Source organism: Cupriavidus sp. 05T313, from assembly GCF_056396665.1.
Genome location: NZ_JBFTLX010000123.1, coordinates 1 through 19,720, shown reverse-complemented (window position 1 = coordinate 19,720; position 19,720 = coordinate 1). Strand labels below are relative to the sequence as shown.

General features: G+C 67.3%; 16 protein-coding genes. 4 read left to right on the top strand and 12 right to left on the bottom strand.

Annotated features, from left to right (window positions below):
- The first annotated feature begins 306 nt into the window (after nt 1-306).
- The gene (locus tag AC1DKD_RS24135) at nt 307-846 is read left to right on the top strand and encodes a nucleoside 2-deoxyribosyltransferase (RefSeq protein ID WP_441626495.1); all 540 of its coding nucleotides are present in this window, start codon (nt 307-309) and stop codon (nt 844-846) included.
- A 48-nt stretch (nt 847-894) separates the two neighbouring features.
- Here AC1DKD_RS24135 and AC1DKD_RS24130 read toward each other — a convergent pair whose 3' ends face one another.
- The 6 genes from AC1DKD_RS24130 to AC1DKD_RS24105 form a co-directional block, all read right to left on the bottom strand.
- Entirely contained in the window at nt 895-1,524 is a 630-nt protein-coding gene (locus AC1DKD_RS24130; protein WP_441626493.1) for a PqiC family protein, read from the bottom strand.
- A 2-nt stretch (nt 1,525-1,526) separates the two neighbouring features.
- Complete coding sequence (locus AC1DKD_RS24125) at nt 1,527-3,152, bottom strand: PqiB family protein (protein WP_477143795.1); 1,626 nt, start codon at nt 3,150-3,152, stop codon at nt 1,527-1,529.
- The gene (locus AC1DKD_RS24120; protein ID WP_441626489.1) at nt 3,139-3,885 is read right to left on the bottom strand and encodes a paraquat-inducible protein A; all 747 of its coding nucleotides are present in this window, start codon (nt 3,883-3,885) and stop codon (nt 3,139-3,141) included. Before AC1DKD_RS24120 ends, AC1DKD_RS24125 begins: the two co-directional genes overlap by 14 nt.
- Nucleotides 3,882-4,544, bottom strand: coding sequence for a paraquat-inducible protein A (locus AC1DKD_RS24115; protein ID WP_441626487.1), 663 nt, complete (start codon nt 4,542-4,544; stop codon nt 3,882-3,884). Before AC1DKD_RS24115 ends, AC1DKD_RS24120 begins: the two co-directional genes overlap by 4 nt.
- Nucleotides 4,541-5,665: an AI-2E family transporter gene (locus tag AC1DKD_RS24110; protein ID WP_477143794.1), complete on the bottom strand. Its 1,125-nt coding sequence runs from the start codon at nt 5,663-5,665 to the stop codon at nt 4,541-4,543. Before AC1DKD_RS24110 ends, AC1DKD_RS24115 begins: the two co-directional genes overlap by 4 nt.
- 435 nt (nt 5,666-6,100) lie before the next feature.
- Nucleotides 6,101-7,249, bottom strand: a complete 1,149-nt coding sequence (locus AC1DKD_RS24105) for an HPP family protein (protein WP_441626483.1) — start codon at nt 7,247-7,249, stop codon at nt 6,101-6,103.
- Between the two features lie 220 nt (nt 7,250-7,469).
- Between AC1DKD_RS24105 and AC1DKD_RS24100 the strand changes: the two genes are divergently transcribed.
- The gene (locus tag AC1DKD_RS24100; RefSeq protein ID WP_477143793.1) at nt 7,470-9,206 is read left to right on the top strand and encodes a chloride channel protein; all 1,737 of its coding nucleotides are present in this window, start codon (nt 7,470-7,472) and stop codon (nt 9,204-9,206) included.
- A 28-nt stretch (nt 9,207-9,234) separates the two neighbouring features.
- On the opposite strand, the gene AC1DKD_RS24095 is transcribed toward AC1DKD_RS24100, so the two are convergent.
- Entirely contained in the window at nt 9,235-9,657 is a 423-nt protein-coding gene (locus AC1DKD_RS24095; RefSeq protein WP_174426231.1) for an Lrp/AsnC family transcriptional regulator, read from the bottom strand.
- Nucleotides 9,658-9,839: 182 nt separating this feature from the next.
- On the opposite strand from AC1DKD_RS24095, the gene AC1DKD_RS24090 reads away from it, so the two are divergent.
- Both AC1DKD_RS24090 and AC1DKD_RS24085 read left to right on the top strand, forming a co-directional pair.
- The gene (locus tag AC1DKD_RS24090) at nt 9,840-10,748 is read left to right on the top strand and encodes a dimethylarginine dimethylaminohydrolase family protein (protein ID WP_477143792.1); all 909 of its coding nucleotides are present in this window, start codon (nt 9,840-9,842) and stop codon (nt 10,746-10,748) included.
- Between the two features lie 63 nt (nt 10,749-10,811).
- Complete coding sequence (locus tag AC1DKD_RS24085) at nt 10,812-11,888, top strand: ornithine cyclodeaminase (protein WP_441626477.1); 1,077 nt, start codon at nt 10,812-10,814, stop codon at nt 11,886-11,888.
- Between the two features lie 167 nt (nt 11,889-12,055).
- Here the strand turns inward: AC1DKD_RS24085 and AC1DKD_RS24080 are convergent, their stop codons facing one another.
- The 5 genes from AC1DKD_RS24080 to AC1DKD_RS24060 all read right to left on the bottom strand — a co-directional run.
- Nucleotides 12,056-12,658, bottom strand: coding sequence for a helix-turn-helix domain-containing protein (locus tag AC1DKD_RS24080; RefSeq protein ID WP_045239223.1), 603 nt, complete (start codon nt 12,656-12,658; stop codon nt 12,056-12,058).
- A gap of 878 nt (nt 12,659-13,536) precedes the next feature.
- Nucleotides 13,537-14,865 (bottom strand): sigma-54-dependent transcriptional regulator, encoded by a 1,329-nt coding sequence (locus AC1DKD_RS24075; RefSeq protein WP_045239222.1) that lies wholly within the window; start codon nt 14,863-14,865, stop codon nt 13,537-13,539.
- Complete coding sequence (locus AC1DKD_RS24070; RefSeq protein WP_441626474.1) at nt 14,855-16,795, bottom strand: sensor histidine kinase; 1,941 nt, start codon at nt 16,793-16,795, stop codon at nt 14,855-14,857. The genes AC1DKD_RS24075 and AC1DKD_RS24070 overlap by 11 nt, the downstream gene beginning before the upstream one ends.
- Nucleotides 16,796-17,036: 241 nt before the next feature.
- Nucleotides 17,037-18,347 carry a dicarboxylate/amino acid:cation symporter gene (locus tag AC1DKD_RS24065; RefSeq protein WP_441626472.1) on the bottom strand — a complete coding sequence of 437 codons (1,311 nt, stop codon included), beginning with the start codon at nt 18,345-18,347 and terminating at the stop codon, nt 17,037-17,039.
- Nucleotides 18,348-18,893: 546 nt separating this feature from the next.
- Nucleotides 18,894-19,720 (bottom strand): EAL domain-containing protein (locus tag AC1DKD_RS24060; protein WP_477143791.1); only part of this gene is annotated, 827 nt, incomplete at its 5' end.

The following is a 19,720-nucleotide window of genomic DNA, read 5'->3' as shown; positions in this document are numbered from 1 at the left end:
AAGCAAAGAAGAGTGACCGGCGTCCCCCGCAGGGGGATGTCGTATTCCTTTGAGTGCAACATACCACCACCGCTCAAAGAAACTACGCCCACCCCAGCAGGCGGATGTCGTATGGCTGTTGGGTGCAATAACCATCGCCGCACAAAAAAAACAGCGCCCCCCCCACCAGGGCGATGTCAGTTCCACACAGCTACGCCTAATCGTTGCTCAAGCCGTTCACATTGATCCCGAATCTTCGACTTAACCTCAAACCTTAACCTCGAACGGATAAGCTATGCGCCGCCAGCCACCAATCTCCGCCTGAAAATGAAAACCATTTACCTCGCCGGTTTCGACGTGTTTCGCAAGGACGCCATCGCCTATGGCGAGACGCTGAAGGCGCTTTGCGCGCGGCACGGCTTCCAAGGTTTGTATCCCCTCGACAAATCCGCTCCGGCCGGCTTGTCCGGCCCCGACACTGCCCGCTGGATCTACGAAGCCAACATCAACCTGATCCGCCGCGCCGACATGGTGATGGCTAACCTCGACGATTTCCGCGGGCCGGGTGAGCCGGATTCCGGCACGGCGTTTGAAGCGGGATTTGCCATCGCGCTGCAAAAGCCGGTCTGGGGCTACAGCAGCGATCCCGGTACCTTGCTCGACCGCGCCGCGGTGGCGACAGGCGACAAGGGCGAGCGGCTCGATGCGCGCGGTTTCGTGGTGGAGGATTTCGGCCTGGGCAAGAACCTGATGCTGGCCTGTTCGGTGAAGCTGGTGGCAGGCGATGCCGAGGCTTGCCTGGCGGCAATGGCGGAAGCGGAGCGGCGGCGCAGTTGCCGGGGGAACGGCGCGCCGGCCGAGGACTGAGGTCGGCAAGGGCGGGACTGGCGTCCCGCCGCATCGCCTCGCGGCCGTTCAGCGGCGCAGCGATTCCACGCCGGCGGCGATGTCCGTCGCCGTGTTTGCCACGATCTGGCGATATGCCGCCACGACGCCGTCGACCGCGCCCGGCGCGGGCAGCTCGGCCTGCGTGCGGCCGGCGTTGACCTTGCCGTCTGGCAGGCGCCGCACGGTCCAGTTGATGACGGCGCCGGCGCGCTGGCCGACTTCGGCGTCCAGGCGGACCACTTCGGTGGTGATGCGGTACACGGGTTCCACTTCCGACAAGCCTTGCTGGTAGGTATCGACCGCGCCCAGCCTGGCTTGCAGTTGCTGCGACAGTGCGTCGCGCAGTTCGTCGGGCAGGGGCGCGGACCAGCGCGACAGGTCCAGCAGCTTCAGTTCGCCGCCGTCCTTGCCGTCACGCACGACCAGTTGCGGGCGGTTCAGGCGCTCGGGCACGCGCACCGGCGCGACTTCGATCCACACCGGTTGTGCCTGGGCCGCACGCGCCGGCGTGGCGGCCTGTCCGGCGGCGGGCACGGTGGCGTCGGGGCCCTGGGCCAGCGTGTAGTAGCGCGGATCGGGCGAGGCGCAGCCGGTCAGCAGCGCGGCGGCCAGGGCGAGCGGCGGCAACAGGGGCAGCATCAGGTTCGAGCGGGTCATGATTATTTCTCCGGCTTGCCGCGCACCAGCGCTTCGGGATGGCGTTCGAGGTATTCGGTCAGTGTGCGCAGCGACACCGCGGTGCGTGTCAGCTCCTGCATCATGCGGCGCGTGTCTTGCTGCAGCGGCGCATCGGAGGCGAGCGTGCCGTTGGCGGCGCTCAGCGTCTTGCGCGCGTCCTGCAGCGCCGCCAGCACCTGCGGCGCCACATCGCCATTGAGCTGCGCCACCAGCTTGTCGGCGCTGGTCATCATGGCGTTGAGCGTCGCCATCGACGTGCGCAGGTCCTGGCCGATCTGTTCGAACGGCACCTTGTCGATCTTGTTGACGATGTCGCCAAGCTTGGCTTGCAATTCGTCGAAGGCACCTGGCGTGGTGGCCAGTTCAGGCAGCGCGCCATCCAGGTTGACGCTGGCCGGCGGCGCCTTGGGGAAGAAGTCGAGCGCCACGTAGAGCTGGCCCGTCAGCAGGTTGCCGGTGCGCAACTGCGCGCGCATGCCGCGCTTGATCAGGGTCTGGACGATGTTGCGGGCCCGGTTGATGTCCTCGATGTCCTGCGGCCGGAAGCCCATGCGCGCGGGATACAGTTCCACCACCACCGGCAGGCGGAATGCCTTCTTCGCACTCTGGTATTCGATGCCGATCGAGCGCACCTGGCCCACCACCACCCCGCGGAAGTCCACCGGCGCGCCGGGCGACAAACCGCGCACCGACTGATCGAAGTTGAGCACGGCGAGCGAGGGCACGAGTTCCTCGGGCTCCTTCATGGCCTCGGTCTGGTCGCTGGCCAGCAGGAACTGGGTGTTCTCGTTGGCGGCGTCGGTCGCCTTGGAATCGTCCGGCGCCTGGAAGGCAACCCCCCCCAGCATCACCGTGACCATCGATTGCGTATTGATCTTGAGGCCGCCGGCATCGAGCTTGATGTCCACGCCGCTGGCATGCCAGAAGCGGGAGTCGGCGGTGACCAGCTTGTCGTAAGGCTTGTTGACGAACACGCGCAGCGAGAGATCGCGTCCGTTGGGTTCAAGCTGGTAGGCCACCACCTGGCCCACTTGCACGCGGCGGTAGTAGACCGGCGAGCCGATATCGAGCGAGCCGAGGTCGGCGGCGCGCAGCAYGAACTGCTTGCCGGAGGCATCGGTAGTGACCGCGGGCGGTACTTCCAGGCCCGTGAACACGCGCACGCGCTCTTCCGACTTGCCGGCGTCAACGCCGATATAGGCACCGGACAGCAGCGTCTCCAGCCCGGAGATGCCGCTGGTGGCAAAGCGCGGGCGTACCACCCAGAAGCGCGTGTCCTTGGTGGAGAAGCTCTCCGCATCCTGGGTCAGGTCGATCTTGGCGATCACGTGCGAGCGGTCCGGCGCCAGCCGGACCGACTTCACCAGGCCGATGTCCACGTCCTTGTAGCGCACGGCCGTCTTGCCCGGGACCAGGCCCTCGGCGGTGCGGAATGTGACCGTGATTTCGGGGCCGCGCTCGGAGAGCGTGCGGATCAGCAGCGACAGGCCAACCACCGCCGCCACGATCGGAATCAGCCATACCAGCGAGGGCAGCCAGCGCGCGCGGCGCCGCCGCTCGGGCGTGGGCGGTGGGGAGGAGGGGGAGGACTGATCAAGGTCGGGCATCTTTTGTATCCAGCGAATCCCACAGCAGGCGGGGGTCGAAACTTAGCGAGGCCATCATGGTGAGCACCACCACGGAGCCGAAGGCGACGGCGCCGGCTCCGGGGATGATGGTGGCGAGCGCCCCGGCACGCACCAGCGAAGCCAGCAGCGCCACCACGAAAATATCGAGCATCGACCAGCGGCCGATCACTTCCACCAGTCCGTACAGCCTGGTCTGCTGGCGGATCCGCCAGGTCGAGCGGAAGTGCACCGAGAGCAGCAGCATGGTGAGGATCATCATCTTCAGCAGCGGCACCACGATGCTGGCGATCAGGACCACGATGGCCAGCAGGTTGGAGCCGGACAGCCACAGGTAGATCACGCCGGACAGGATGGTGTCCCGCTGCGTGCCGAGGATGGACTGCGTCACCATCACCGGCAGCAGGTTGGCGGGGATATACAGGATGTAGGCTGCCAGCAGGAAGGCCCAGGTGCGGGTCAGGCTTTGCGGCTTGCGGTGATGCAGGGTGGCGCCGCAGCGCGGGCAGGGCTCGCCCTCCAGCGTGCGCGGGCTGAGCGCATCGCAGGCGTGGCACGACAGCAGGCCCATCGCGGTGGCCGTGGGCACCTGCGCCAGCGGCTTGCTTTCGTCGTCGTCGGTCAGTTCCGCCACCACGTTGGCCGCGAGCCGGCGCGAGCGGGCCAGGCGGGAGTCCCTGAGGCCGGCGCTCTTGTCGTTCGGCGGGACGCTCATCTGGGCGGCTCCTCGTCCAGGTATTGCCAGAGCTCGCGCGGGTCGAACGACAGCATCGCGGCCAGCACGATGACCAGCGCGGCGAACGACCACAGCGCGACACCAGGCAGCACCTGGGCCATGGTCGAGAGCTTCACCAGCGTCACCAGCACGCCGATCATGAAGACTTCGATCATGCCCCACGGCCGGGTTTGCCGGATACCGCGCACGATGCGCTCGAAGCCGGGCGGCATGCGGCGCCGCGCCATCGGTACCAGCAGGTAAAGCATCATCAGCATCTCGGACAGGGGAAACAGGATGGTGGTGGCGAACACCAGGACCGCCACCAGCGTCATATGGTCCGCGTAGAGCGCCTGCACCGCGCCCCACAGCGTGGTTTGGGTGCGCACGCCCTTGAGATCCATCTGGACAATGGGATAGGCGTTGGACACCAGGAACAGGATCAGCGCGGTCATCACTAGCGGCAGCAGCCGGGTATAGGCGCGCGAGCTTTCGCGGTAGAGCTGGCCGCCGCAGCGCAGGCACAGCGCGCGCTCGCCCGGGTCCAGTTCTGCGCGCTGGTAGACCGCGTCGCAATATTCGCAGGCCACCAGCCGGCTGAGGTCGGCCGGCGGGGCGGGCTCTGCGTGGTGCGGGTCGGAACGGCAGGCGTCGCTCATGCCTTGCCGGAACCCGCCACGTCTTCGGCGGTAGTGAGGGGCTTGCCCTGGGCCAGCGCGGGCGGCGGGTTGAGCAGGTTCTCCGAGCCGATGGTCCAGTCGCGCAGCAGCGCGTAGGCCACCGCCAGCAGGGTCGGGCCGATAAATACACCGAGGAAGCCAAACGCCAGCGCACCGCCGAACACGCCCAGCATCACCCAGATCAATGGCATGTTGGTGCCCTTGCTGATCAGCAGGGGCTTGATGACGTTGTCGGCCATGCTGACCACGCCCACGCCCCACACCACCATGAAAATGGCCCAACCCAGCGAGCCGGTGTGATACAGCCACAGTGCGGCGGGAATCCATACCAGCGGCGGCCCGACCGGGATCACGGACAGGAAGAAGGTGACGAAGCCGAGGATGGCGGCGCCGGGCACGCCGGCGATCCAGAAACCGATGCCGGCCAGCACGGCCTGCACGAAGGCCGTGCCCAGCACGCCGTAGACCACGCCCTTGACCGTGTTGCCGGCCAGCGCCAGCAGGTAGTCGGCGCGCTCGCCCGCAATGCGGCGCATGCCGGCGCGCAGCCAGGCCACCGCGAATTCGCCGCCGGTATAGAAGAAGAACGCCAGCACGATGGACAGCGCCAGCTGGCCCAGCCCGGCGCCGATCGACAGCCCCGCGCCGAGTATTACATGGCCCACGGGCGCGATCAGCTTGCGCAGGTTGGCCACCATTTCCGAGTCGGCGTGGATCAGCTTGTCCCAGGAGTTTTGCAGGTAGCTGCCCACGTAARGCAGGCCGGTGATCCATTCCGGCAACGGCGGCAGGCCATGATCCATGACGCGGTCGGCCAGGCCGGACAGCTCGTCGATATGCGCGGAGATGCTGGCGCCGGCATAGACAAAGGGGCCCAGCACGATCACGGCGGCCAGCAGCACGCAGATCACGGCGGCCAGGCTGCGCCGGTTGCCCAGCCAGCGCGCCAGCACGGTATAGGGGTACCACGAGCTGAAGGCCAGGATGGAGCTCCACAGCAGCGCGGTGGTGAAGGGCGCGAGCACCAGCAGTGAGCCACCGATCAGGACGATCAGCGCGAAAATCGCAGCGAGTTTTTCAATCAGTTGGCCGGAATTCATCGGGTGCATCTCCTGGACTGCCGTGTGACGTGAACGCCGACAATATATAGGAAAACGCACGGGGTGCCGGAGGCGGGCAGCCAGGCAAGGCGGGAAAATGTTGCGTTGCGGCACACAAGCGGCCGCTACCGTGGCCGCGGGCCCTCGCCGAACGCCGCACGATGCCATGCCGCGGACACATCTTCCAGCGGGGCCAGAAAGCGGTCCGGCGCTGGCAGGCCGTGGCCGCGGCAGTGCGCGCACGCCCAAGTCCGCGCCGACCAGGCTCAGCACCGTTCCATTCCACCGCCGGGTTACGGGTCTGGAATAGCTGCATGGTGCAGGGGGGAAGGGGAGCCGAATATCACGGCATCGACGACGCCGAAGCGCAGATAGCCCTCCAGCCCTCCAGCCCTCCAGCCCTCCAGCCCGTCGGCCACGCTGCCGCGTGCCAGCTTACCCCGCTACCTGCTCCGGTCCACGCTCCAGCAACGCAGCGATCAGGTCCGATTGCGTGACGATGCCCAATAGCCGCTGCTGCGCATCCACCACCGGCATCTGATGCAGCCCGCCATCCGAAAACGCTCGCGCCAGCTCCACCATGGGCTGCTCGGGCCGGGCCGTAGCCATGCCGGTGTGCATCAGGTCGTCGGCGGAGCCGGCGCGCAACTGGCCCGCTGCCCCGGCGCGCGCGGCCAGCAGATCCGCCAGGCCGAGCATCCCAAGCAAGCGTCGCTGCCCATCCACCACCGGCAATGCCTGGATGCCGTGCCTGAGCAGCAAGGCCCGCGCTTCGCTCCCACTCTGTCCCGGCAGCACGGTCACCATGTCGCGCGACATGATATCCGCGCAACGCACGTCGCCAAAGCGCCGCCGATAGGCCCGCAATTGCGCGGCCACCAGGATTTCCTCCAGATCGTCTTCCTCGATGTCGAGGAATTCGCCGCGTGCCTTCAGTACTTCGTCAAGGTCGCTCCGGTTGAAACCCACGCGCTCGCTCGGCAGCGGATCGGCGGTGCGGTGCGGGTTGGCGTGCTCGGCCGGCCGGTGCGGATAGCGCCGCCGCAGCAGGTTGTTGAACAGCAGCGCCACCAGCAGCAACAGCATCGAGTTGACCGCCACCGGCACCACCACGAAGCCAAAGCCAAGCTGCGTCACCGCGGGGCCGCCAAACACCGCGGTGATCGCCACCGCGCCGCTGGGCGGGTGCACGCAATGCAGCTGGAACATGACGACGATGGCCAGTGCTACCGCCACGGCGGCGGCCAGCCCCTGTCCGGGAATCCAGCGGGCGCAGGCTACGCCGATCAGCGCCGCCACCAGGTTGCCGCCGATGATGGACCACGGCTGCGCCAGCGGGCTCGCCGGCACCGCGAACAGGAGCACGGCGGAGGCGCCCATCGGTGCGACGAACCAGGGGTTGAAGCCGCCAAGCAGGTGATGGCTGATCCATTCCGTCATCAACAGGCCAAGCAGGGCGCCAAGACAGCTTTTGACGCGCTCGCGCTTGCCTGCGGCGATCGGCGTGGGAACAAACGCGCGCAGCCACGCGCGTGCGCGCTCCGGCTGGAAGCCGGCTGGGGAATGGGCCTGGGATGGGGGCATCGGTTCTGGGCCTGATGTTGGTGGGGGCGGAAATGCGGAAAGGCGGAAAGCGGAGAAGGGCAAAGCAGGAAAAGGAGGCCAAAGTGCAGCCTTCCCGTCTTGCGATCACATCCCGTCATCCAGCGCGCAAATATATCATGACGTGATACATTTCGTTTCCGGCGGAAAACGGTCCACAGCCGATCCGCGCTGCACCCCCGCCCTTTGCACGAGCCTCACCATGCACTTTGAAAAACGCGATTATTCGGTCAGCCGCCGTCTGCTCTTGCTAGCTGCGCTGGCACCCGTCATCGGCGCCATCAGCACGGCGGCGGCGGTGCTCCTGCTGAACCTGATCCGGTTCTTCACCAATCTGTTTTTCTACCAGACGCTGTCGCTGGCGGACCGCTCGCCGGCGCAGCATGCGCTGGGGCCGTGGGTGATCGCGGTGCCGGTGATCGGCGGTTTGCTGGTCGGGCTGATGGCACGCTACGRCAGCGACAAGATCCGCGGCCATGGCATTCCGGAGGCCATCGAGGCGGTGCTGTTCGGCAAGAGCAAGATGTCGCCGCGGGTGGCCGTGCTCAAGCCGCTGTCCTCGGGTATCGTGATCGGCAGCGGCGGGCCGTTCGGCGCGGAAGGGCCGATCATCATGACCGGCGGCTCGATCGCTTCGCTGCTGGCGCAGTATCTCCATCTCACGGCGGCCGAGCGCAAGACGCTGCTGGTGGCGGGTGCGTGCGCAGGGATGACGGCGATCTTCGGCACGCCGGTGGCGGCGGTGCTGCTGGCGGTGGAGTTGTTGCTGTTCGAACTGCGCCCGCGCAGCCTGCTGCCGGTCGCACTGGCGTGCGCGGTGGCGGGCTTCCTGCGCCCGTGGGTGTTCGAACCCGGCCCCTTGTTCGCCCTGCATACCCAGCCGGCCACAACGACGGCGCTGGGCTCATGCGTGATCGCGGGTCTGCTTTGCGGCGTGCTGGGCGCCTTGCTGACGCTGGCGCTGTACCGCACCGAGGACCAGTTCTCGAAGCTCAGGCTGCACTGGATGTGGTGGCCGGCGATCGGCGGGCTGGCGGTAGGCATCGGTGGCTTTTTCGAGCCGCGCGCGCTGGGTGTGGGCTATGACGTGATTGCCGACCTGCTGCATAACAGGATGGCGATCGGCGTGGTGGTGGCGTTGCTGACGGTCAAGGCGATCATCTGGGTCGCCGCGCTGGGCTCGGGCACCTCCGGCGGCGTGCTGGCACCGCTGCTGATGTTGGGCGCGGGCCTCGGTGTGGCGCTGGCGCCGCTGCTGCCCGGCGGCTCGCCCGAGCTATGGGCGCTGGTGTGCATGGCGGGCGTGCTGGGCAGCGTGCTTGGCGCGCCGCTGACCGCCATCGTCTTTGCCTTTGGCCTGACCCATGACAGCAATGCCTTGCTGCCGCTGTTGCTGACCACGGCCGTGGCGCACGGATTCACGGTGCTGACCATGAAGCGCTCGATCATGACGGAAAAGATCGCGCGCCGCGGCCTGCATATCTACCGCGAGTACGGCGTCGATCCGCTGGAGCGCCAGCACGTTGCCGACCTGATGACCACTGCCGTGCTGAGCGTGGATGGCGAGCAGCCGGTCGGCGCGCTGTGGCGGCAGCATTTCGGCGAGCACGCGCCGCATCGCGGCTATCCCGTGGTGTGCGGGGGGCGTGTGGTCGGCATGCTGGAGCGCAATGCCCTGCGCGGGCGCGAGGCATCCATGCAGACAGGGCGCACGCTGATGGCGCCGCTGCAGCCGCACCAGGTGCTGCTGCCGGCGCAGACCGCGCGCATTGCGGCCGGGCGCATGGCTGAACTCGGCGTCAGCCGCCTGCCTGTGGTGGCGGACCCGGAGTCCATGCGGCTGGTCGGCGTGGTCTCGCTGCGCGACCTGCTGCGCCCCAGCGGCCAGGTGCTGCATGAGGAGACCCGGCGCGAGCGCCTGCGCGGTGCCGCGGCATGACGGCGCTGAAGACGCTGAAGGCGCACCTTCACAACTTGTAACTGGACAGCAGGATGCTGGTCTCCGTCGCGGCGATGCCGTCAATCAGGCGGATGCGGTCCAGCGTGCGGTCGAACGCTTCCAGCGAATCCGCGCGCAGCTCGGCAATGATGTCCCAGCGCCCGTTGGTGGTGTGCATGGCCTGCACGTTCGGTTCGCCGCGCAGCGCCTGCAGCACCGCGCGGGCTTTGTTGCCTTCCACGGCGATGGTCATCCAGGCACGGATGCGGTGCGCCTCGGCTTCCGGCTTCAGCCGCACCGTATAGCCAACAATCAGCCCTTCCTTTTCCAGTTTGTCGATGCGGTTCTGCACGGTGGCGCGCGAGACGCGCAGCGCCTTGGCGAGCGCGGTAGCCGGCATGCGGGCGTTGTCGCGCAGCAGGGCGAGCAACTGGCGGTCGGTGTCGTCCATGGGGTTCCTGTGCGTCGCTTTGACGAGGCACGCTTCGTGGTTGGCGATTCGCTAATTTTAGCTGGCGATTTGAGAAGCGCGGCAAGCAAATTGCACAATTTGCTGGCTTTTAGTTAGCGCCGCACTGCACCAGAATGCAGTCATTCACTGACCCCGCAACCAACCATCCCAAAGGAGCCAGCGTGACCAACCAGCCCACCATCCTGCTTGTCGAGCCCACCTACTACGATGTGTCCTACAGCATCAACCCGTGGATGGACCCCGGCCTCTGGGCGCGCGACCCGCGTGGCATGCACCGCGACGCGGTGCGCTCCTTCGCGTCCTTGCACGCGGCCCTGCAGGCGGCTGGCTTCGCGGTGGAGACCGCGCCCGGCGCGCCCGGCCTGCCCGACATGGTGTTTCCCGCCAATGCGGCCGTGGTGCTGGATGGCCGCGCCGTGCTGGCGCGCTTTCGCTATCCGCAACGCGCCGGCGAGGAAGCGCCCTTTGCCCRCATCTTCGAAGGGCTGCGCGAGCGCGGCCTGATCGACTCCATCAGCCTGCTGCCCGAGGGCTGCTACCAGGAAGGCGCCGGCGACTGTATCTGGGATGCGGTGCGTGGCCACTTCTGGGCCGGCTTCGGCCCGCGCTCGTCGCGCGCTGCGGCCGATGTGATGGCCAGCGAGTTCGGGCGCGAAGTGGTGGCGCTGGAACTGGCCACCGAGCAAAGCTATCACCTCGACGTGTGTTTCTGCCCGCTGTCCGGCGGGGAGATTCTCTACTATCCGCCTGCCTTTACCCAGGATGCGCTGCGCACGCTGCGCGAGCGCGTGCCGGCCAGCCTGCGCATCGAGGCGAGCGAGGACGACCTGCGCCATTTCAGCGTCAATGCGGTCAACCTGCACGACCAGGTGGTGATGACGCGCACCACACCGCACCTGCGCGCCGAGCTGGGGCAGCGCGGCTATCAGTTGCGCGAGGTGGACCTGTCGCCGTACATGCTCTCCGGCGGCGGCGCCTACTGCATGACGCTGCGACTCGATCGCACCAGTACGGCGGTCCAGGCGGGCGGTGTGGCCGACGGCGCCGCGCAGGCCGCGGTCGCCGCATGAGGCATGAGGCCTGGTGCCCGGCAAGAAGAACGGAACAGGACCGAACCACACAGGGAGAACACCATGAAGGAGATCGCCATGACCCGCTTTCTGGACGCCGCCGATGTCGCGGCGCTGGTGCGCGAGACGGGCGTTGCCAACGCCATCGCGCAGATGGCGCACCATATCCGCCAGGACTTCGCGCGCTGGGACGCATTCGATAAATCCGCGCGCCTGGCTTCGCACTCGGTCGACGGCGTGATCGAGCTGATGCCGGTGAGCGACGGCGTGCAGTATGCGTTCAAGTACGTCAACGGCCATCCGCGCAACGCGCAGAACGCCATGCCAACGGTAATGGCCTTCGGCGTGCTGGCCGAGGTGGCGAGCGGCTTTCCCTTGCTGTTGTGCGACATGACCCTGGCGACCGCGCTGCGCACCGCCGCCACCTCCGCGCTGGCAGCGCAGGCGATGGCGCGGCCGGGCGCCGCCACGCTGGCGCTGATCGGCAATGGCGCGCAGGCGGAGTTCCAGGCACTGGCCTTCCACGGCATGGTGGGTATCCGCGAGATTCGCGCCTACGACATCGACCCTGCCGCGACAGCGCGGCTGGCGCGCAACCTGGCCGGCGTGCACGGGCTGAAGGTAGTGCCGGTGGACTCCGTGCGTGCGGCGGTGCAGGGCGCGGATATCGTCAGCACGGTGACCGCCGACAAGACGCGCGCCACCATCCTCACCCCCGACCTGGTCCCGGCAGGCGCGCATATCAACGCGGTGGGCGGCGATTGCCCGGGCAAGACCGAACTGCACCCGGACATCCTGCGCCAGGCGCGCATCGTGGTGGAGTACGCGCCGCAGACCCGCATCGAAGGCGAGATCCAGCAGCTTCCGCCGGATACGCCGGTGACGGAGCTATGGGAGATCCTGTCGGGCCGCGCGCCGGGGCGCACCGAGATGGGGCAGGTGACGGTGTTTGACTCGGTGGGGTTTGCGCTGGAGGACTACGCTGCGCTGCGCTGGCTATACGCCGCGGCGCACGCACATCACCGGGGCGGCCATGTCGAACTGGTGGCGATGCCGCCGGATCCTCGTAATCTCTACGGCTGGATGATGGATGCGGCGGCGCAGCAACCCGAACGGGAACCGCTCGTGGCGCTGGCCTGAGAGCGCACACGCAAAAACGCCGCAGTCGTTCGGTCACGAAACTGCGGCGTAAAAGCGTGCGGCATGGGGCGGGGCCACGCCCGCGGGTAGCGGGCCAGGCAAGCCGGGCGGCCGGATGATGGCCGGGCCACTGCGCCGGGCAGCGGCCTGCGCGATGCCTGGGAGGATCAGCCTGCGGCGCCGCGGGTCATCATCAGCTGGGCGCGCAGGAAGCCTTTGACTTCTTCCAGCGAGGGCGTCTTCAGGAAAACCATGATGCCCCATTGCTGCAGTGCGTCGGCCACGCCGTCATAGGCTTGCCGGTTGGTGATCACGGCAAAGATGACATTCTGGCGGGCAAAGAAATTCTGCAGCTTCTCGATGGTGGCCGACTCGGCATCGCTGAGTTCTTCCACGTAGTACAGCACCACGCGCGGATGCTGGCTGACCGAAGTAATGATGGTATCCACCACGTCCTCCACCACCACGCTTTTGAGGGGCAGGCCCCATTTGCCGAGTTGCGCGTGGATGCGCTGCGCTTCCTGGTGRTTCGGGTGRAACACCACMAGGTCGAGTTCATGCACCGATGGCAGTTCCTGCCCCACGCGCGTGGCCAGCAGGCGATGCACCGTCTCCTTGTGTATGCGGCGGTGGCCGCCGTTGGTCTTCCAGGCTCCGAGTTCGCCGCGTTCCACCATCTTCTGCACCGTGCCCAATGACACATTGAGCAGCTTCGCGGCGGTACGCGTGCTGTAGTAAGGCTTCTCAGCCAGTTCTGAATCCAGTTTCATCCGTTCACCCGTTAACTAATAACACCGCACTGCAAGATAAACACGCAGCGACGGCGCGAACCTCCCGCGCCGGTTTGGACCCTGGCTATGAGACAACGCATGCAACGACGACAGTTGTCTGCCGGCACCATTCAGCCTCTAGCTTGGCTTGGCCCGGTAAATCGGGCGGCGGGAGCGCAGGCGCTCCTCGACCTTGCAATGGCGTGATCTGTGTCACAGGTGCCATCTTCTCCCAACGGAAGAGCCGGGGTCCAATCATATGCGCTAACGAACATAAGCTGCCAGACGGCTTGGCAAATATTTCGAAATCGCCTCGAACGCTCCCACTTCTGGCTTTAAACGCATATCGAAGCGTTTTGGCAGACACGTGCGCCGCGGAATTCATCGCAAACATTGCAGACATCTGAGGCGCAGCCGCCTGGCAGACAGGATCGCCAGCGGCGCGCGGCGTTTCCTGGCAAGCGGCGGGAAAGGCGAGATCGCCAGATGCAACACGAATGCTAGAAATGACTCCTCCGGCAACTACGCGCAGCCCGGGATTTGCCGCCGCCGCACCGGGGACGTTTTCTCCGGTGCGGCGGGGCCCGCGTGCAAAAAGGAGGCGACTGCGGTACGGGCCTGCACCGCGGCCGCCTGTCCCGGCAGCAAGCCAGGCGTCGCCCCGCACCRGCCGCGCCAGCCGTCGCGAGGACAAGAAGGCGCGCGGGAAGGGGTGAGCCTATGTTGGCGCGGCGCACGCGCCGCTTCGGTGCGGCAAATCACATAGCGGAGTGACGGGAACACCGAGGGAGCGCGGCGAAGAGCAGAGAGGCCAGGGGAGATGCAATTGCAGGTGCAGGTGCAGGTGCAGTTCAGTCGCCCCCGAGGCTGGCCAGCCTTCAGAGCTTGTACTTTCGCACCTTATCGAACAAGGTGGTCTTGGCAATCCCCAGCGCATCGCTGGCCCGGCTCAGATTCCCCTCGTGCCGGCGCATGGCCTCGGCAATCATGGCCCGCTCGAACTGCTCCACCGCTTGCGCCAGCGGCAGCGCCGCAGGCTCCGCCGTCCCCTGGTTCGGGTTGCATCCCAGCCCCAGCACATGCCGCTCGGCCAGGTTGCGCAGTTCCCGCACATTGCCCGGCCACGGATAGGCCATCAGCGCGGCCAGCTCCGTCGGAGTGGCGGGCAGGGCCTCGCGCTCGAACCGCAGCGCCGCCTGTGCGACGAAATGCTCGAACAGCGGCGGCACATCCTCGCGCCGCTCGCGCAGCGGCGGCAGTTCCAGCGTCACCACATTGAGGCGGTAATAAAGGTCGGCACGAAACTGCCCGGCCTGGGACAGCGCCTTCAGGTCCGCCTTGGTGGCCGCCACCACGCGGGTATTGACCGGCACCGGCGTGTTGGACCCGAGCCGCTCCACCACGCGCTCCTGCAGCACGCGCAGCAGCTTGATCTGCATCTGCATCGGCATGCTCTCGATCTCGTCGAGGAAGAGCGTGCCGCCTTCGGCGTGTTCGATCTTGCCGATGCGGCGCCGCGCCGCGCCCGTAAACGACCCGGCTTCGTGGCCGAAGATCTCGCTCTCGAACAACTGCTCGGGCAGCCCGCCGCAATTGATGGCGACGAAGTGGCGCGCGCGGCGCGAGCTGGCTTCGTGCAGGCAACGCGCCACCAGTTCCTTGCCGGTGCCGGTTTCGCCGTGGATCAGCACGTTGGCGGCGGTATCGGCCAGGTCGGCGATCAGCTTGCGCAGGCGTTCGATGGATGGCGAATGCCCGATCAGGCGCGCATCCAGCGTATCGCGCCCGGCCAGCTTGCGGCGCAGTTCGGCAACTTCCAGCACCAGCCGGCGCTTTTCCAGGGCACGCTGCGCGACTTCGACCAGCCGCTCCGGCGAGAACGGTTTCTCGAGAAAATGGTAGGCGCCCGCCTTCATCGCCTGCACGGCCAGGTTCACATCGCCGTGGCCCGTCACCATGACCACCGGCAACTCGTCGTCGCGCGCCCGGAGCGCGTTGAGCAGCGCCATGCCGTCGATGCCGGGCAGGCGGATATCGCTGATCACCACGCCGGGAAAACCGTCGCCGACTTCGCGCAGCGCGGCTTCGGCGCTGGCCACGGCGCGCGTGGGGATGCCTTCAAGGCGCAGGGCCTGCTCGCAGCCCAGGCGCACATCGGGATCGTCCTCGACGATCAGTACGGTCAGGCCCGTCGGGCTAGCCGCCATGGCTACTCTCCTTGTTCGTATGCGGCGTCTGCGGCGTTTGCGGCGTTTGCGGCCTGGCCAGCGGCAGCACCAGCGTGAAGCAGGCGCCGCCGTCGGGGTGATTGCTGGCGTCGAGGCTGCCGCCAAACTCGTCCAGGATGCCGGCCGACAGCGTCAGGCCCAGGCCCAGTCCCTGTCCTGCCGGCTTGGTGGTGAAGAACGGCTCGAACAGGCGTGCGAAGGCTTCCTCGGACAGCCCGGGGCCGTTGTCGCGAATGGTCAGGCGCAGCTTGCCGCCGGCCAGGTGGCTGCGCAGTTCCAGGCGCGGAGCGGCGTTGCCGGCAAGCGCATCGAGCGCATTGCCGATCAGGTTGACCAGCACCTGCTCCAGCCGGTTGGGGTCGCACGCCACCACCAGGCCCGGCTCGATCTGCCGGACCAGCTCGGGATGCACTGCCTGCAGGCGCGTATCGAGCAGGAACAGGGCGTTGTCGACGGCGTCGTCCAGCTGCGCCGCGCGCCCGCCGTTGCCGGGCTTGCGCGCGAACGACTTGAGCGCGCCGGTGATGCGCCCCATGCGTTCCACCAGGCCGATGATGGTGCCGAGGTTGGCCTGCGCGGTGGCGGTGTCGCCGCGCTCCAGGAATTTCTGGGTATTGCCCGACAGTGTGCGCAGGGCCGCCAGCGGCTGGTTGAGTTCGTGGGCGATGCCGGTCGACATCTGCCCCACGGCGGCCAGCTTGCCGGCCTGCAGCAGCCCGTCCTGGGCCTGGCGCAGGGTTGCCTCGGCGCGGATGCGCTCGCCGACTTCCGCCTGCAACTGCTGGTTGGCGGCGGACAGGTCGGCCGTGCGTTCCGCCACCTTGCGTTCGAGTTCGCCGTTGGCGGCCTCCAGCGCGGCGCGTGCGGCCAGCCGCTCGCCGGCGATGCGCCGGCGCACATTCCACGCCGCGCCCAGCAGCAGTACGAAGGCAGTCAGCACGCCCGCCAGCGCGGCCGTGTTGAGCGCGGCAACGCGCGCCTGGGAGGTATTCGATAGCAGCGTCAGGTGCCAGTCGGTGCCTACCAGTTCGGCCTCCTGCGAGAGCATGGGCGGGCCGCGCCGCAGGCGCACCAGGGCGTCGCTGTCGGACAGCTTGCGCACCGGCGTCAGCTCCAGCGGGGGCAGCGTGGCGCGGTTGTATTGCAGGTTGCGCAGCAGCCGCTCGCGCAGTTCGGGCGCGAGCGGTTTGATCGTGGTTAGTTTCAGGGAGGGGTCGGAAGCCAGGATCACCACGCCGTTCTCGTCGGTCAGCAGCATCTGGGTATCGGCGCCTTGCCAGCGGTTCTCCAGGGGCTCCAGGCCGACCTTGACCACCGCCACGCCAATCGGGCGGCTACGGTCGCCCAGTGGCGCGGACAGGTAGTAGCCGGACTCGCTGCGGGTGGTGCCGACCCCGTAGAAACGGCCGAGCTGGCCATCGACAGCGTCGCGGAAGTAGGGCCGGAAGCTCAGGTCTTCGCCGAGGTAGCTGTCGGGACGCTGCCAGTTGCTGGTGGCGAGCACGCGGCCGCGCGCATCGAGCACGAACACCGCGCGGGTGCCGGCGCGGGCGTTGATGGCGGCCAGGTAATGGTTGGCTGCATCGACCCGCGCCGCGTCGCCGGGGCGGGCCAGCAGGGCGTCGATCTTGTCGTCCAGCGAGAGCAGGCTGGGCACGTAGTCGTAGCGTGCCAGCTCGCTCGTCAAGGCCTGGCCGTACAGGCGCAATTGCACCTGGCCGCGTTCGCTCTGGCGAGCCAGCGCGTTGTCGTAGCTGTAGCGGTAGCCCAGCGAGCCGGCCAGCCCGACCAGCGCCGCCAGGGCCAGCATCGCCAACAGCGGTATCCACTGACGCAGGCGGCCGGCGCGGGGCGGGGTGGCTTGCTGGGCACCTTGCGGTGGTGCGTGCGAGGGGAGTGGGCCGGTCATGGGGCGGGCGGAATGCGCAAAGCGAAGGCGAAGAATCTCGGGCGCGGATAAGCGGGCGATGAATCGCGGGCAATGAACCCGACGGGTTAAGACGAGGCGCGGGAAAAAGCGCACGCGTGCAAAAGTGCAGTGGCGGCGCCCGCGGCAACCCCGTCTTTTACCACACCGCGCAATCCGGGCGCCTGAAAGCAAAAAGGCCCGGCCACCTGATCGGTGGCCGGGCCTTGGCGCGCTGGCAGTGTTACTTGCCGGCCAGGACCTGAACGGGTGTCAGGCCGCGGTTGCCGTCGGCAGCGGGTTCATCCGCTTCTTCGGGCACCGGCGCGCCGATGGCGCCTTCGCTTTTGGCGACGACGGTTGTGGCAATGGCATTGCCAAGCACATTGGTAACGGTGCGGCCCATGTCCAGCACATGGTCGATGCCCAGCACCAGCAGGATGCCCGCTTCAGGCAGGCCGAACATCGGCAGCACGGCGGCGACCACCACCAGCGAGGCGCGCGGCACGCCGGCGATGCCCTTGCTGGTGACCAGCAGCACCAGCAGCATGGTGATCTGTTGCGAGAGCGACAGGTGGATGCCGTACACCTGCGCCACGAACAGCGCGGCGAAGGAGGTGTACATGATCGAGCCGTCCAGGTTGAACGAGTAGCCCAGCGGCAGCACGAAGCCGGTGATGCGCTCCTTGACGCCAAAGCGGCCCAGTTGCTCGATCACCTTCGGGTAGGCCGATTCGCTGCTGGCGGTGGCGAAACCGATCATCAGCGGCGCGCGCACCATCTTGAGCAGGCGGAACACATCGCGGCCCAGGAAGTAGTAGCCCCCGGCGATCAGCGCCACCCACAGGAGCGCCAGCGACAGGTAGACCGCGCCCAGCAGCTTGGCGTACACGACCAGCACGCCCAGGCCTTCGGCGGTGATCACCGCCGCGACCGCGCCGAATACGCCGACCGGGGCGAAGGCCATCACGTAGTTGGTGATCTTCAGCATCACGTGCGAGAGGCCCTCGATGCCGGCCAGCACGGGTTTGCCCACGCCGTCCTTGAGCGTGCCGAGCGCAAAGCCGAAGAACAGCGAGAACACCACGATCTGCAGGATCTCATTGGTGGCCATGGCCTCGACGAAGCTCTTGGGGAACATGTGCGAGATGAAATCGCGCAGGTTGAGCGCCCCGGTCTTCAGGTTGGAGGCGGCATCGGCCGCCGGCAGCGCCAGGTTCATCCCGTCGCCCGGCCGCAGCACATTGGCCATCAACAGGCCCAGCAGCAGCGAGGTGATGGAGGCGGCGATAAACCATGCCATCGCCTTCATGCCGATGCGTCCGACAGCCCTGCCGTCGCCCATGCTGGCGATGCCGCTGACCAGGGTGGCGAACACCAGCGGCCCGATGATCATCTTGATCATGCGCAGGAATACATCGGTGAGGATGGACAGGTTGTTGGCGATGGATTTGGCCGCGGCAGGGTCAGGAGCCAGGTTGTGGGCCGCCGTGCCGGCCAGCACGCCGAGCAGCATCGCAATGAAAATCAGGGTGGGCAGTCGGTTCAGTTTCATCAGAATTCAGGCCGATGCGTCCAGCCAGTGGCCGGACGGCTATTTTGCGGGGGGTGGCTGGCAGCCTTCTGGCATGGCGCCGCGGTCCTTGGGGGGGGGCGCCATACGGCCTCAGCCGGGAAAATCAGCGAATCGGGGCGTCCGGGAATCCAGGCGAGCCTGGCATCCGGGGGCCAGCCGATCAGCGGGGCAGTGCGTGCCCGGTGCCCGCCGCGCTGGCGGGCAAGATTGGCAAGGCGGGGTCTGACAATGTTTCCTCCATTGTTTTTGGCTCGGGGCGGCGCGGGGGAGCCGACCGTCAACCTGTATCGCCACTTGGGGCGGGCGCATACCTCGCACGAGGCGTGCCAGGCCAGCGGCGCCGCCGGCACCGGCTAAGCCACTGAAAAACAAGGGGAAATTAATGTGATCCCGGCGCGCGGTTCGGTTTTCCGTGCGTGCTGGCGCAAATCGCGTTCGGAAATCCGAACGCGATCACGGGTGACAAGTGGTGAAGGGGGCATGTGGCGGCGTGTGAGCCGCCGGCAACCCATCCGCGCGAGTGATCTAGCCGTTATTCACCGGCTGGGTCGGGCAGCTTTCCAGGAACTGTTCCAGCGGCATCGGCCGCCCGATCACATAGCCCTGGGCGTAATCCACGCCGATGGCGCGCAAAGCCTGCAGGGTCAGTTCGTCCTCCACGGATTCGGCCACCGTGAGCATGCCCAGGCGATGGCCGATGTCGTTGATGGAGCTGACGATCTCGCGGTCCACCGCGCTGCCGGCGAGATGCCGGATGAAGCTGCCGTCGATCTTGAGGTAGTCGACCGGGAACTGCTTGAGATAGGAGAACGAGGACAGGCCCGCGCCGAAGTCGTCCAGCGCGACGGTGCAGCCGGCGGTGCGCATTTCGGTCACCAGGCGATTGGCCGCCGCCATGTTGTTGATCAGCGCGGTCTCGGTGATCTCCAGCTGGATCCGGGTGGCCGGCAGCACCGATTCGTGCAGCTCCGCATGCAGGAACGGCAGCAGGAAGGGCTCGCCCAGCGAGTTGGCGGACAGGTTGATGGCCACCGTGAGCGAGGGCACCGCGGCCAGGCGCTCGCCGAATTCGCTTAGCACGTGGTGGATCACCCAGCGGTCCACGTGGCCCATCAGGTCGTAGCGCTCGGCGGCGGGGATGAACGCCCCCGGCATGACCAGCTTGCCCTGTTCGTCGACCATCCGCACCAGTATCTCGATATGGCTGYCTGGCGCGCTGTCATCCTGCAGCGCGCGGATCTCCTGCGCGAACAGGCGGAAACGGTTGGCATCCAGCGCGGAGTGGATGCCGGCCGCGACCTGCAGTTCCTGGTGGTGGCGCTGGGCATCGCTTTCGTCGCGGCGGTACACCG